This window comes from Lentzea sp. NPDC020367, assembly GCF_044387305.1.
Lineage (GTDB): Bacteria > Actinomycetota > Actinomycetes > Mycobacteriales > Pseudonocardiaceae > Lentzea.
The window spans coordinates 61,035-75,100 of sequence record NZ_JBIRVV010000019.1 but is presented as its reverse complement, the minus strand read 5'-3'; the positions used below and the strand labels follow the sequence as shown (position 1 = coordinate 75,100).

The window sequence follows — 14,066 nt, the reverse complement described above, 5'->3', positions numbered from 1 at the left end:
GCATCATCTCAACTGGGGGGCGCTTGCGGTGGGAGTGGGAGTAGCGGCTACTCCCACTCCCACCGCACTCCATAGATTCCGGGCTTCGAGTTCCGCACGTGGATGTGCGTCGATGCCGTCGTCCCGATCCACAGGTCGTTCAGAGCGGTCTCCGGCTCGTGCAGCGAAGGCCTGGCGAACTGGAAGCAGCGCGCCGGCACCGCGTCCGGGTGGAAGTCGATCTGCAGCGTGTACTCGTTCACCGGACGCAGGAACCGCCGGTCGCAGACCTCGCTGTCCGCGCCGGGTCTCATCCGGACCGTGTAGTCGACAAGGGCCGTCTCGCCCGCCCTGAGCATCCGGTCGAAGAGGATCTCCGCGACGAGGAACCCGGTGGAGTCCTCGCTGCGCACCCTCCCCAGCCGGCACGGCGGTCCCGCCTCGATCGACGGCACGCCGAGGTCCGTGGCATCGGCCAGCTGGATCGCGAGGAACCTGTCGACGCCGTCCTCCAGCGCCTGGACCACGCCGGTGCAGTGGTTCGAGACCTCACGGCGGTCCGGCCCGATCACCTGCCGGTCCTGCACGCTCAGGTAGGTCGTCGCCGTCGGCTGCAGCCGGTCGATCCGCGACATGACCTCACCGAGGTCGGTGGCCCGCGAGTCCCACATGTCCTCAAGGGACAGTGACTGGTCCACCCAGCGCCCGCGCGGCCGCTTGTCGCCCAGCCGGTCGGTGAGGAAGCCCTCGCCGAGGTCGAGGAGTTCCTCCAGCGCCGCGACGACCTTCAGCGACTCGGGACGTTCCGGCCGGCTGCGGCCGCGGCGCCAGTAGCTCAGGGTAGAGATGCTCACCTGCATGCCGCGCGCGGCGAGGTGGTGCTGGATGCGTTCGAGACTGAGGCCGCTGTTGTCGACGGCTTTCGTCAGGGCCTCCGCGAAATCCACCACGAGGACACCGTACGGCCCCGCACCTTCCGCCAATAGGCCCACACGGAGGGTAATGAGACGCCGGTCTCAAATGGCTCGTACGCCCCGACGCCACACTGAGTGCGTCAACGGGACGCCTGGGCGGTACGCCAGATGCGTGATCGAGGGCGCGTCCAGCACGTGGAGATCAGCCCGCGCACCAGGCCTGATGACCCCGACGTCGTCCCGGCGCAACGCCTGCGCGCCTCCCGCCGTCGCCGCCCAGACCGCTTCCTCGACGCTCATCCGCATCTGCAGGACCGCTGTCGTCACGCAGAACGCCATCGACGACGTGTACGACGAGCCGGGATTGCAGTTGCTGGCGAGCGCGACCGTCGCACCGGCGTCCAGCAGGGCGCGGGCGGGCGGCAGCGACTGGCGGGTCGACAGGTCGCACGCCGGGAGCAGCGTGGCGACGGTGTCCGACGACGCCAGCGCGTCGACGTCGGCTGCCGACAGGTACGTGCAGTGGTCCACCGAGGCGGCACCGAGTTCCACGGCCAGCCGCACGCCGGGGCCCTCGCCGAGCTGGTTGCCGTGAACCCGCAGGCCCAGGCCCTTCTCCTGGGCCGCGACGAGCACCGCCTTCGACTGGTCGTAGTCGAAGGCGCCCTTCTCGCAGAACACGTCCGCCCAGCGCACGAGGGGTGCGACGGCGTCGAGCATCTCGCCGCGGACCAGCTCGACGTACTCGTCCGCGTCCTCGCCGGGCGGCACCAGGTGGGCGCCGAGGAACGTGACCTCGTCGGCGTGCTCGGCGGCGATGCGCGCCGACCGCACCTCGTCGGCCACGTTGAGGCCGTAGCCGGTCTTGGTCTCGACGAACGTCGTGCCCTGACGCAAAGCCTCGGCGATGTGCTTGCGCACCACCGCGGCCAGCTCCTCGTCGGTCGCGGCACGGGTCGCGTTGACGGTGACGGCGATGCCGCCCGCGGTGTACGGCTTGCCGGCCATGCGCGCGCCGAACTCTGCGGTGCGGTCGCCCGCGAAGACCAGGTGGGTGTGGCTGTCGACCCAGCCCGGCAGCACCGCGCGGCCCTCGACGTCGACCCTTTCGTCGGCTGCGGGGGCGTCGCCCGCGTTGCCGACCCAGGCGATCTCCGCGCCGTCGACGACCAGCGCGTCGCCGCTGACCTCGGTGTTCGTGGTCAGCTCACCGATGCCGGTGATCAGCACGCTCATGCCCACAGCTCCTCGATCGCGTCCGTCAGCAGCCTGCCGACGTCTCCCAGAGTCTCGTGCACGCCACCTGCGGCGACCACGCGGCCGCCGACGACCACGGTGTCCACATCGGACGCCGTCGCGGACAGGAGAACCTGCTGCGGCAACGAACCCGCGGTGCGCGGCGTCGAGCAGCTGATCGCCACGAGGTCGCAGGGCGCGCCGACCTCGATGCGTCCACCGTCCCAGCCGAGCGCGGAGTGGCGGGTGGCGGCGTCGAGCAGTTCGGCCGGCGAGAAACGGCCTCGCTGACCGGTGCGGAGGCGTTCGTTGTGTTCCAGGGCCCTGGTTTCCAGCAGCGGGTCGATCACCGCGTGCTGGTCGCTGCCCAGCGACAACGGGCTGCCCGCGTCGGCCAGTTCGCGGGCAGGGCCGATGCCGTCGGCCAGGTCCGCCTCGGTCGTCGGGCAGAAGCACGCGCCGGTGCCGGAACCGCCCAGCAGCGCGATGTCCTCGGCCGTCAGGTGCGTGGCGTGCACGGCGGTCGTTCGTGGCGACAACGCGCCGGCCTCGTGCAGGAGCCCGGTCGGCGTGAGGCCGTAGGCGGCGAGGCAGGCCTCGTTCTCGGCGGGCTGCTCGGAGAGGTGGACGTGCAGCGGTGCGTCCGGAAAGGCCTGCGCCACCACGGAAAGCTCGGCTCGCGGGACCGCACGGACCGAGTGGATCGCCGCACCGACGCGCATCACGTCGTCCGACTTCAGCTCGCCGACCCTGGACGCCCACGCCTCGGCGGTGCCGTCGGAGAAGCGCTGCTGCACCTCGTTGACGGGCTGGTCGATGCCACCCGCGAGGTAACAGGTGTCGAGCAACGTCAGCCGGATCCCGGCGTCGGAAGCCGCTTCCCGCAACGCGTACCCGAACTCGTTCGACCTGTCGTGGACGTAGTGGAACTCGCCCACCGCCGACACACCCGCGAGCGCCATCTCGCCGTAGACCGCGCGAGCCAGGCGGTAGTAGGACTGCGGGGTCAGCTTGGAGGCAAGCGCGTACATGCCTTCGCGCCACGTCCAGAACGTGCCGCCGCCGTCGTGCGTGCGGCCGCGGAGAGCCCGGTGGAACGCGTGCGAATGGGCGTTCGCGAAGCCCGGCACGACAACGCCGTGCAGGCGGCGAACGCCCAGCGGAATCGTGTCCACTGTGGACACATTTGCGATCACGCCGTTCTCGACCCTGACCAGCACGCGGTCGGCGAGCCCGGTGGGCAACCAGGCCCGCTCGCACCAGAAGTTCATGAGCCGAGGTGTTCGATGGTCGCGGCCAGCGCCTTGACGCCCTCGTCGACGTCGGCCTGCTCGGCGAACTCCTCCGGCGCGTGGCTGACGCCGGTCGGGTTGCGCACGAACAACATCGCGGTCGGCACGTGCTCGGCGAGGATGCCCGCGTCGTGGCCGGCACCGGTCGGCAGCGCCGGAACGCCACCGAGCGCCCCCGCGATGTCGTCCCGCAACGCGGAGTCGAAGTACACCGTGTCGCCGTACGACTCCTCGGTGATCCTCAACTCGCAGCCTTCCTCCTTGGCGGCCTGGTGAGCCGCCTCGGAGATCTCCGCGACCATCGCACGGGTGCGCGCGTCGTCGCTGTCCCGCGCGTCCAGCCAGACGTCCACGGTGGACGCGATGACGTTGGTGCCACCGGGGTTGGGGACGAGCCTTCCCACGGTGGCACGCCCGCCACCCCTGGCCGCCTTCCTGGCGGCGAGGACGAGCTGGGACGCCGGAAGCATCGGGTCGCGGCGATCTTCGATCAACGTCGCGCCGGCGTGGTTGCCCTCGCCGGAGAACGTGAAGCGCCACCGGCCGTGCGCGAGGATGCTGCTCGCCACACCGACCGGAACCGTGAGGCCACGACCCTGTTCGACGTGCAGCTCGACGAACTGCCCGATGCGCTTGAGCGCCCGTTCATCGCGGCCGGCCAGTTCGGGGTCGTACCCCGCGGCCTTCATGGCCTCGGCCAGCGTGATGCCGTCGGGATCCTTGAGCGCCAACGCCTTCTCCGGCGAGATGGCACCGGTCAGCAACCGCGAACCGAGGCACGCGACGCCGAACCGGCCGCCCTCCTCCTCGGCGAAGACCGTGATCGCGAACGGCCGCGCGGGCGTGAACCCCTTGGCCTGCAGGAGATCCACGGCCTCCAGAGCCGACGTCACCCCCAGCGGACCGTCGAACGCGCCGCCACCGGGCACCGAGTCCAGGTGGCTGCCGGTGATGAGCGCGTTGTCGCCGCGCTCGCCCCACCACGCCCAGAGGTTGCCGTTCTGGTCGGTCTCCACGTTGAGACCGCGCCGGACCGCCTGCTCGACGAACCAGTGCCGCAGCTCGAGTTCAGGCTTGTTGTAACCGTGGCGCGAGTAACCGCCGCGCTTCAGGTCCTTGCCGACGTCCGCGATCTGGTCGAGCATCAGCCCTCCATCGGGATGTGGACACCCTTGTCCGCTGCCACGGTCTTGGCCTCGTCGTAGCCTGCGTCCACGTGCCGGATGACGCCCATGCCGGGGTCGTTGGTCAGCACGCGCTCGATCTTCTGCGCCGCCAACGGAGTGCCGTCCGCGACCGTCACCTGACCGGCGTGGATCGAGCGGCCGATGCCGACGCCGCCGCCGTGGTGGATCGACACCCAGGTGGCGCCGGAGGCCGTGTTGACCAGGGCGTTGAGCAGTGGCCAGTCCGCGATCGCGTCGGAACCGTCGGCCATCGCCTCGGTCTCGCGGTACGGGGAGGCCACCGAGCCGCAGTCGAGGTGGTCGCGGCCGATGACGATCGGCGCGGACAGCTCGCCGGACGCCACCATCTCGTTGAACTTGAGGCCCGCGAGGTGCCGTTCGCCGTAGCCGAGCCAGCAGATGCGGGCGGGCAGGCCCTGGAACTCGACGCGCTCCCCCGCCATCTTGATCCACCGGTGCAGCTGCTCGTTCTCCGGGAACAGCTCGAGGATCGCGGCGTCGGTCTTGGCGATGTCGGCCGGGTCGCCGGACAGCGCCGCCCAGCGGAACGGGCCCTTGCCCTCGCAGAACAACGGGCGGATGTAGGCGGGCACGAAGCCGGGGAACGCGAACGCGCGCTCGTAGCCGCCGAGCTGCGCCTCACCGCGGATCGAGTTGCCGTAGTCGAACACCTCGGCGCCGCGGTCCATGAACCCGACCATGGCCTCGACGTGCGCGGCCATGGACTTGCGGGCGCGCTCGGTGAACTCCTCCGGCTTCGCGGCGGCGTAGTCCTGCCACTCCTCCAGCGAGACACCGACAGGCAGGTAGGCCAACGGGTCGTGCGCCGAAGTCTGGTCCGTGACGATGTCGATAGCGACCTCGCGGCGCAGCAGCTCGGGCAGGATCTCCGCCGCGTTGCCCACGACACCAACGGAAACGGCCTCACCGGCGGCCTTCGCGGCCAGCACGCGCTCGATCGCCGAGTCCAGGTCCGCGGCCACCTCGTCGAGGTAGCGGGTCTCCAGGCGGCGCTGGGCGCGGTGCGGGTCGACCTCGATGCAGAGCGCGACGCCCTCGTTCATCGTCACGGCGAGCGGCTGCGCGCCACCCATGCCGCCGAGGCCCGCGGTGACCGTGAGCGTGCCACGCAGCGTGCCGTTGAAGCGCTTGGTGGCGACGGCGGCGAACGTCTCGAACGTGCCCTGCAGGATGCCCTGGGTGCCGATGTAGATCCACGAACCGGCGGTCATCTGCCCGTACATCGTGAGGCCCTCGGCCTCCAGGCGACGGAACTCCGGCCAGTTCGCCCAGTCCGGCACGAGGTTCGAGTTCGCGATGAGCACGCGCGGCGCCCACTCGTTCGTGCGCATGACACCGACCGGGCGGCCCGACTGCACGAGCAGGGTCTCGTCGGCTTCCAGGTTCTTGAGCTCGCGGGTGATCGCGTCGAACGACGGCCAGTCGCGCGCGGCCTTGCCCGTGCCGCCGTAGACGACGAGGTCCTCGGGACGCTCGGCGACGTCCGGGTCGAGGTTGTTGTGGAACATCCGCAGCGCGGCCTCGGTGGACCAGTTCTTCGCGGTCAGCTCGGTGCCGCGGTCAGCGCGAACAACCATTACAGGGCTCCACTTCGAATCAGGGCCTCGGCGGCGGCGATCTCGGGGGCGAGGTGGCGGTCGGGACCAGGACCCAGGACGGTCTCGCGCAACTTCGCCACGGCGGCGGCCGTCGCGGGGGCGGGCTTGAGGGGCGCGCGCAGGTCGAGAGCCCGTGCGGCGGTGAGCAGTTCGATGGCCAGCACGGTCGTGAGACCGTCGACGGCCTTGCGCAGCTTGCGAGCAGCGGACCAGCCCATCGACACGTGGTCCTCCTGCATCGCGGAGGACGGGATCGAGTCGACCGACGCCGGCACGGCGAGGCGCTTGAGCTCGGACACGATCGCCGCCTGCGTGTACTGGGCGATCATGTGGCCGGAGTCGACGCCGGGGTCGTCGGCGAGGAACGGCGGCAGGCCGTGCGACCGCGACACGTCGAGCATCCGGTCGGTGCGGCGCTCGGCGATCGAGGCGACGTCCGCGAGCGGGATGGCCAGGAAGTCCAGCACGTAAGCGACCGGGGCGCCGTGGAAGTTGCCGTTGGACTCGACGCGGCCGTCCGCCAGCACGACGGGGTTGTCGATCACCGACGACAGCTCGCGGTCCGCCACCGTGGCCGCGTAGGCGACCGTGTCACGTGCCGCGCCGTGCACCTGCGGCGAGCAGCGCAGCGAGTACGCGTCCTGCACGCGGGTGCAGTCCGGGCCGCGGTGCGAGGCGACGATCTCGGAGTTCTTCAGGAACGCGAGCATCCGCGCGGCGCTGACGTTCTGACCGGGGTGCGGGCGCAGCGCGTGCAGTTCGGGCTCGAAGACGCGGTCGGTGCCCAGCAGGGCCTCGACGCTCATCGCGGCGGTGAGGTCCGCGATGTCCAGCAACCTGGTGAAGTCGGCGATCGCCAGCGACAGCATGCCGAGCATGCCGTCGGTGCCGTTGATCAGCGCGAGGCCTTCCTTCTCGGCCAGTTGCACCGGTTCGATGCCCGCTTCGGCGAGTGCCTCGGCGGCGGGCACGAGCTCGTCGCGGGAGTTGCGGACCATGCCCTCGCCCATCAACGCGAGCGCGTTGGCCGAGAGAGGCGCGAGGTCGCCGGAGCAGCCCAACGAGCCGTACTCGTGCACGATCGGGGTGATGCCGGCGTTCAGCATCCCGGCCATGGCGTCCACAGTGGACAGCCGGACGCCGGTGTGGCCGGTCGAGAGCGTGCGCAGCCGCAGCAGCATCAACGCCCGCACGACCTCGCGTTCGACCTCGGGACCGGAACCGGCTGCGTGCGAGCGGATCAGCGACCGCTGCAGCTGGGCACGGCGGTCCGGCGGGATGTGCCGGACGGCGAGCGCGCCGAACCCGGTCGAGACGCCGTAGGTGGGGCGTTCGGCCGTGGCGAGCTGTTCGATGTGGCCACGGGCGGCGGTGACCGCCTCACGGGCCGCCGCGGTGATCTCCACCGGGGCGCCGTCGCGGGCGACGGCATGAACGTCCTCGAGGGTCAGAGGCTTCGGACCCAGCTCCACCGGTTGTCGCATGGAGACATCACAGCGCTCCGGAGCCGAGTCAGCGACCCCGGAGCGCCCGATGGTGTCTGGGACTCCAGACAGCGTGCCTAGAGGCCCTTGCCGATCCAACCCATGTCAGGAGAGGACGCGAGCTGGACCTCGTTCGCGGTCTTCACCAGGTCGTCCGTCGAGGCCCCTCCGCGGACGGTGACCCACACGGGTCCGTCCAGCACCGCGACCACCCCGTCCACCAGCACGCCCTGCTTGCCGCGCACGGCGATCGGCGAGCCACCGGTGAGGCCGGGCGAGCGGGTCGTCACCTGGACGACGAGCGGGTCGGCCATCAGCTGCGCGCCCCAGTCGCCGGGCGAACTGCCCCACACCTCGGTGGCCTCCTGGCCCTTGGAGGTGAACGGTGCCTGGTGCGTGACCTTCGAGTCGGCTCGTACCGACTCCGCGACCCGCAGCGCGGTCTGCTTGACGTCGTCCGTGCCACGCACGGTGACGCTCAGCCAGTCCTGCGCCTGCCAGACCAGTTCGGCGGTGAGGCCCGCCGACTGACCCTGCTTGGTGTGGATCCACGCCTTCAGCCCGCGCACGGTGGTCTGTTCCCACCCCGACGTGTCCGGCTGGCTCTTCGACTTGAACAGCCTGGTCAGCGGGCCGCCGTCGGTGAACGGGTAGCCCTGGGCGCCGGCGGGCACGTAGGCGCGCTCGCCGTTCAGCACGCCCCGGTAGACCTCGCCGTACCCCTCGGGCAGCCAGTGCGGTGAGTACTTGAGTGCCCCGGTCGCGCCGCCCGGCACGAGCGCCGCGGCGGCGTCGTTGGGGTTCGGCGGCGTGTACCTGTCGCTGGCGATGACGCCCGCGAAGATCAGGACGACGACCGCGGCCATGCCGGCCGTGGCGATCAGGAAGACGTTGTTCCGCTGCCTCTTCCGCTTGCGCCGCAGGGCGTTCAGCGTCGGCCCCGGATGCGGGGTGCGTTCGGCGAGCTGGCCGAGCGCATCCTTGATCAGCTGTTCGGTGTCGTTCACGACAGGCCCTCCCCGAGCCGCAACCCGACTCCTGCGGGCTCCGGCGTGTGGTCCAGGCGGAGTGTGGCCAGCGCACGCGAGATGTGGCTGCGCACGGTTCCCTCGGCACAACCGAGCATCTGTGCGATCTCCGAGTCCTCGTAGTTCTCGTAGTAGCGGAGCACGACGGCGGCCCGCTGTTTGCGGGGCAGCTTCGCGATCCGCTGCAACATTGCTTCCCGCTCGTCGTAGTGGTGCGTCTTGTCCGCGACGGGCGGGGTGACGGACTCCAGCGTCGTCATGCAGAGAGCGACGTCCTTGGCGGCCCTGCGCCTGCGCCACGAGAGGTACTCGTTGGTCACCATGCGCTTGACGTAGGCGTTGGGGAGGTCGACTGAACCGATGCGATCCCATTTCTGCTGCGCACGCAGCAGGACTTCCTGGACCACGTCCTGGGCCAGGTGCGGGTCGCACGTGAGCACGGTGGCATAGCGCAGCAACGGGGTCACCTGTTCTGCCACGAAGTCATCGAAACTCGGTGTCAATCCCGACCCCCTTCAAAACCGTCACGCCCCTCCAACGCTCCCCGGGCGTGTTCTGTTGAGTGTGCCCTGATGTAGTAACGGCGTGGGCTGCATCACGTGGGAAAATCACTTTTGTGGGCAGCAGCAGTGACGTTCCCGCGCTGCGGCGAGGGTTGGCGGTCCTCCGGCTGCTGGCGGGCAGACCGGGGCCCGTCTCCGCGGCGTCGGTGGCGCGCGAGCTGAATCTGCCCAGGTCAACGACCTATCACCTGCTGTCGGAGCTGACCGAGGCCGGCTTCGCGACGCACTTCCCCGAGGAGAAGCGCTACGGCCTGGGCGTCGCGGCGTTCGAACTCGGCTCCGCCTACCTGCGGCACGACCCGCTGGAACGCCTGGCCCGCCCGTTGCTCCGCAAGCTCGCCGACCGGATGGAGAAGGTCGCGCATCTGGGCGTGCTGCACGGCGCCGAGGCCCTCTACCTCGTGCGCGAGCAGCCCAGGCAGCCGCAGTCGATCGTGTCCGACGTCGGCGTCCGGCTCCCCGCCCACCTGACCGCCTCCGGCCGCGCGATGCTGGCCCACCTGCCTCCCGCGCAGGTCAGGGCACTGCTGCCGTCCGTGGCCGCGTTCGTCGACCGGACCGGCCGGGGCCCGCACAACCTGCCGGCGCTGCGCCGGCTGCTGACGCTCGAACGCCGTCAGGGCTGGTCGGTCGAGGACGGGTTCGTGACCGCCGGGTTCGCCTCGGTGGCCGCACCGGTGTTCGACCACGGCGAGCGGCCGATCGCGGCCATCACGCTGACGTTCCGGCACCTGTGCGACACGCCGTGCGGCTCCACCTGGCCCGAACTGGCCAAAGAGGTCCGCAAGGCGGCCGAGGAACTGACGGTCCGGATCGGCGGGCACGTGGCTTCGGGTTAGTAGCCATGTACATAGTAGCCATGTACCGTATCTGCCATGAGCAGCACGGGACCGACGCCTGGACACCTCGTGTGGCGTTTGGCGATGAAGTGGCGGACGGCCGTTGACCGCGCGTTGGACCCCCTCGGGCTGACGCACGCCCAGTACGTGGTGCTGTCGTCGCTGGTCGCGCTCGACCGGCCGTCGCAACGCGAACTGGCCGACCACACCGGTCTCGAACCGCTGTACGTCTCGAAGCTGGCGCGCGCCCTGGAGGCCTCGGGCTTCATCGCCCGCACCCGCGACACCGTCGACACCCGGACCGTCCGGCTGACGCTGACCCCGCACGGCCACTCGACGGTCGAGCCCGCCATCGAGGTCGTCCGGTCACTGCTGGACCGGCTCCTGAAGCCCCTGGGCGGCCGCTCCGGCGACCGCACCGAGGCGCTCTCCCGCGAACTGACGGCGCTGCTCGACGTCCCACTCGACTAGGAGCCCTCCGATGCCCGTCGTCCCCGTCCTCGACTCGACCATCCACCACCTGGAGTCCGGTTCCGCGCCGTTCGTGTTCCTGCACGGCAATCCCGCCTCGTCGCACATCTGGCGGAACGTCCTGCCCGAACTGGGAGGACTCGCGCCCGACCTGATCGGCATGGGCAGATCCGGCAAGCCGCCCGTCGACTACTCGTTCGCCGACCACGCCCGCTACCTGGACGCGTGGTTCGACGCCGTCGGCCTGGACCGCGTGATCCTGGTCGGCCACGACTGGGGCGGCACGCTGGCGTTCGACTGGGCGGCCCGGCACCCGTCGCGCGTCGCGGGCATCGCCTTCTTCGAGCCGATGCTGAAGCCGTTGCGCAGCGACGAACTGCAACCAGCCGCCCGCGAACGCACGCGCAGGCTCCGCACCCCGGGCCTGGGCGAGGAACTGGTGCTGGACCAGGACACCCTCGTGCGCCAGGCGTTCACCGGCGGGGTGCTGAACCCGGTCCCGGACGAGGACACGGCGGCGTACCTGGCGCCCTACCCCGACCGCGAGAGCCGCCGCCCGCTGCTGGCGTGGGTGCGGCAGCTTCCGGTCGACGGCGAGCCTCCCGCCCTGATCCCCCGCATGGAGGCCTACAGCGAGTGGCTGAGTGCGTCACCGGTGCCGAAGCTGTTGCTGACCTTCGAGAACTCGCCGACGCTGGCCATCGGGCCGGCGCTGACGGCCTGGTGTCAGGAGAACATCGCCGCGCTGGAGGTCGTCGGCTGCGGTGAGGCCGGGCACCACGCGCAGGAGGACCGGCCGAAGGAGATCGCGGCGGCGATCGCAGGTTGGGCGGAGCGCAACGACCTGCTTGCATAGAGCGCATGGGGGAAATCCACGTCGAGGAACTCGACTTCGTCCACGCAGTCGAAGCCGATCAACGCGCTCTGTTCGACATCCAGGTGGCCTGGTGGACGAACGCTTTGCCGACACGTGCACTGCCGGACTTCAGCGGGTGGGTGCGGCGGCGGCAGACGCTCGAAATCGGCTGGGGCCGGCCGCGGTTCGCCGTCGCCAGGGAGAACGGGCGCATCGTCGGGTACGCGGACGGGTATCTGCCGACGAGCGACAACGCGCACCTCGTCGCGGGCAACGTCCTGGTGGACCCGCGGTGGCGACGCCGGGGCATCGGTACCGCGCTGCTCCGGTTCGCCCTGCGTCAGGCGAACCGGGAATCAGCGGAAGCGTCGTGGGTTCCCGAAGGCAGCGTGGGCGTGCGGTGGGCTATCAATCGCGGATTCGCCGTCGCCAGCTCGCTCACCCTGCAGGAACTGGTGCTCACCGACCCGTTGCCCGAGGTGGGCGAGGTGCCGTCCGGGTACCGCCTGACCCAGTGGACGGGACGGGCACCGGACGACCTGCTCGTCGCCTACGCCGACGCGCTCAACGCGGCGAACGACCAGCCCATGGGCGGCAGTGCGATCGAACTGGCCACGCACACACCAGAAACCGTGCGGCAGGAAGAAGACGCCCTGTCAGCCGCTGGTGTCGACGAGTGGGTCGTTCTCGCGACGCACGACGGCGAGGCTGCCGCAGTGACCGTGCTGCAAAGGACTCTCTCGCGGCCTTCTGTTGGCCACCAACGACACACCAGCGTGGTTCCCGCGCACCGCGGCAAAGGCCTCGGCCGGCTCGTCAAAGCGCACCAGCTCCGCCAGTTGACCGGCATCGAGATCATCGAGACCGAGACGAACAGCACCAACGAGCACATGCGGCGGATCAACCACTCGCTCGGCTTCACCGACCGAATCACCACGGTCGACCTGAGCGCCCGCGTCGCCGACCTGAAGCTCTAGCAACGACAGCGGGGCGGACACCCGAAGGTGCCCGCCCCGCTCAGTTCGTCCAGGTCAGATGCCCGCCGAGGCGAGCCACTCCTTGGCGACCTTCTCCGGTTCCGGCTTGTCCGGCGACGACAGCTTCTGGTTCAGCTCCAGCAGCGTCTTCGTGTCGAGCTTCTTCGCGATGGCGTTGAGGGTGTCGCGGACCTGCTGCGACGCCTTCTTCTCGTTGATGAGCGGCAGCACGTTCTGCGCGGCGAAGACGTTCTTCGGGTCTTCCAGCACCACGAACTCGTTGGCCTTGATGGCCGCGTCCGTCGTGAACAGGTCGGCCGCCTGCACCGTGTTGTCCTTCAGGCCGGCGACGGTCAGCGGGCCGCCGACGTCGAGGGCCTTGAACTCCTTGAACTCACAGGCGTACTTGGCCTTGAGGCCCGGCAGGCCGTCCGGGCGGTTCTGGAACTCCGGCGGGCCGCCGAAGACCAGGTCCTTGCAGTACGGCACGAGGTCGTCGATCGACTTCAGGCTGTACTGGGCCGCGATCTGCTTGGTGACGACGACGGCGTCCTTGTCCTCGGCGGAGGACTTGTCGAGCACGATGAGGCCCGCCGGCAGCGCCTTCTTCAGCGCCGCGTAGACCTCGTCCGAGCCGACCTCGGGCGCTTCCTTGTTGACGTGCTTGAGAAGCACGCCGGTGTACTCGGGGATCAGGTCGATCGAGCCGTCCTGCACGCCCTTGAAGTACAGCTCCCGGTTGCCGATGTTCGGCTTCTTCGAGACCTTGACGCCCTTGGCGGACAACGCTTCCGCGTAGATCTCCGAGAGCAGTCGCGACTCCGGGAAGTTCGCGGAGCCCACGACGATGGTGTCCGTCGGGGCCGGGTCGGTCTTGCCGTCTCCGGTCAGCGGATCGCCACCGCACGCAGACAGAAGCATGACCGCAGCGACGGCTGTCGCGATGCGCTTCATCTCTTTCCTCCGGTTCCCACTGGACGCAGCCCTGGCGAGACCGTCAGCCGTTGCAGGCCGGCGAACCCCAGGTCGACGAGAACGGCGAGCAGTGCCACGAGCACCGCGCCGGCGAGCATCTGTCCGAACTCCTGCAGGGCGAGGCCGTCGAAGACGAGCCTGCCCAGTCCACCGGCGCCCGTGTAGGCGGCGATGGTGGCGGTCGCGACCACTTGCAGCGCGGCGCCGCGGAAACCGCCGTAGATCAACGGAAGCGCGTTCGGGATCTCCACCTGGAGCAGCACACCCGACTCGCGCATGCCGACACCCCGTGCGGCGTCGACGGTCACCGGGTCGACCGCGCGGACGCCCGCGTACGTGCCCGCCATGATCGGCGGGATCGCGAGCAGCACCAGCGCGACGTACACCGGGAAGTCACCCAGACCCGCCCACAGCACGACGAGGATCAGCACCGCCGTGGTCGGCAACGCCCGCAGAGCGTTGGAGAGTCCGACGATCACGAACCCGCCCTTGCCGGTGTGACCGACGAACGCGCCCAGCGGGATCGCGATGACCGCGGCGATGAGCAACGTCAGCAGCGTGTAGCCGAGGTGTTCGGCCAACCGCACCGGAATCCCGGTCGTGCCGGACCAGTGCGCGGGATCGAAGAGCCAGCCACCCATTCAGC

The 14,066-nt window shown here is 70.1% G+C and carries 14 protein-coding genes; 4 read left to right on the top strand and 10 right to left on the bottom strand.

Features of this window, described 5'->3' with window-relative positions; genetic code table 11:
• Positions 1-47: 47 nt before the first annotated feature.
• The 8 genes from ACH413_RS42625 to ACH413_RS42590 all read right to left on the bottom strand — a co-directional run bounded on the left by ACH413_RS42625 (position 48) and on the right by ACH413_RS42590 (position 9,242).
• Positions 48-929 (bottom strand): hypothetical protein, encoded by an 882-nt coding sequence (locus ACH413_RS42625; protein ID WP_360047270.1) that lies wholly within the window; start codon positions 927-929, stop codon positions 48-50.
• Positions 930-995: 66 nt separating this feature from the next.
• Positions 996-2,129: an imidazolonepropionase gene (hutI, locus tag ACH413_RS42620; RefSeq protein ID WP_360047269.1), complete on the bottom strand. Its 1,134-nt coding sequence runs from the start codon at positions 2,127-2,129 to the stop codon at positions 996-998.
• Positions 2,126-3,400: a formimidoylglutamate deiminase gene (locus ACH413_RS42615; RefSeq protein ID WP_360047268.1), complete on the bottom strand. Its 1,275-nt coding sequence runs from the start codon at positions 3,398-3,400 to the stop codon at positions 2,126-2,128. The genes hutI and ACH413_RS42615 overlap by 4 nt, the downstream gene beginning before the upstream one ends.
• A complete protein-coding gene (locus tag ACH413_RS42610; RefSeq protein ID WP_360047267.1) occupies positions 3,397-4,566 on the bottom strand; it encodes an allantoate amidohydrolase in 1,170 nt (389 codons plus the stop codon). The genes ACH413_RS42615 and ACH413_RS42610 overlap by 4 nt, the downstream gene beginning before the upstream one ends.
• Complete coding sequence (gene hutU, locus ACH413_RS42605; RefSeq protein WP_360047266.1) at positions 4,566-6,206, bottom strand: urocanate hydratase; 1,641 nt, start codon at positions 6,204-6,206, stop codon at positions 4,566-4,568. The genes ACH413_RS42610 and hutU overlap by 1 nt, the downstream gene beginning before the upstream one ends.
• Positions 6,206-7,711: a histidine ammonia-lyase gene (gene hutH, locus ACH413_RS42600; RefSeq protein ID WP_360047265.1), complete on the bottom strand. Its 1,506-nt coding sequence runs from the start codon at positions 7,709-7,711 to the stop codon at positions 6,206-6,208. Before hutH ends, hutU begins: the two co-directional genes overlap by 1 nt.
• 77 nt (positions 7,712-7,788) lie before the next feature.
• A complete protein-coding gene (locus tag ACH413_RS42595) occupies positions 7,789-8,718 on the bottom strand; it encodes a hypothetical protein (RefSeq protein ID WP_360047264.1) in 930 nt (309 codons plus the stop codon).
• A complete protein-coding gene (locus tag ACH413_RS42590; RefSeq protein WP_093592114.1) occupies positions 8,715-9,242 on the bottom strand; it encodes a SigE family RNA polymerase sigma factor in 528 nt (175 codons plus the stop codon). Before ACH413_RS42590 ends, ACH413_RS42595 begins: the two co-directional genes overlap by 4 nt.
• 113 nt (positions 9,243-9,355) lie before the next feature.
• Between ACH413_RS42590 and ACH413_RS42585 the strand changes: the two genes are divergently transcribed.
• Genes ACH413_RS42585 through ACH413_RS42570 form a run of 4 tightly spaced genes read left to right on the top strand, consistent with a single transcriptional unit; the run spans position 9,356 to position 12,445 of the window.
• A complete protein-coding gene (locus ACH413_RS42585) occupies positions 9,356-10,141 on the top strand; it encodes an IclR family transcriptional regulator (RefSeq protein ID WP_360047263.1) in 786 nt (261 codons plus the stop codon).
• Positions 10,142-10,177: 36 nt separating this feature from the next.
• Positions 10,178-10,612: a MarR family transcriptional regulator gene (locus tag ACH413_RS42580; RefSeq protein ID WP_360047262.1), complete on the top strand. Its 435-nt coding sequence runs from the start codon at positions 10,178-10,180 to the stop codon at positions 10,610-10,612.
• Between the two features lie 10 nt (positions 10,613-10,622).
• Positions 10,623-11,468, top strand: a complete 846-nt coding sequence (locus tag ACH413_RS42575; protein WP_360047261.1) for a haloalkane dehalogenase — start codon at positions 10,623-10,625, stop codon at positions 11,466-11,468.
• Positions 11,469-11,473: 5 nt separating this feature from the next.
• Positions 11,474-12,445: a GNAT family N-acetyltransferase gene (locus ACH413_RS42570; RefSeq protein ID WP_360047260.1), complete on the top strand. Its 972-nt coding sequence runs from the start codon at positions 11,474-11,476 to the stop codon at positions 12,443-12,445.
• 54 nt (positions 12,446-12,499) lie between these two features.
• Here the strand turns inward: ACH413_RS42570 and ACH413_RS42565 are convergent, their stop codons facing one another.
• Together ACH413_RS42565 and ACH413_RS42560 are read right to left on the bottom strand one after the other, a co-directional pair.
• Positions 12,500-13,366, bottom strand: a complete 867-nt coding sequence (locus ACH413_RS42565; RefSeq protein ID WP_360047259.1) for an ABC transporter substrate-binding protein — start codon at positions 13,364-13,366, stop codon at positions 12,500-12,502.
• A gap of 29 nt (positions 13,367-13,395) precedes the next feature.
• Positions 13,396-14,061 carry an ABC transporter permease gene (locus tag ACH413_RS42560; RefSeq protein ID WP_093592096.1) on the bottom strand — a complete coding sequence of 222 codons (666 nt, stop codon included), beginning with the start codon at positions 14,059-14,061 and terminating at the stop codon, positions 13,396-13,398.
• Positions 14,062-14,066 lie beyond the last annotated feature (5 nt).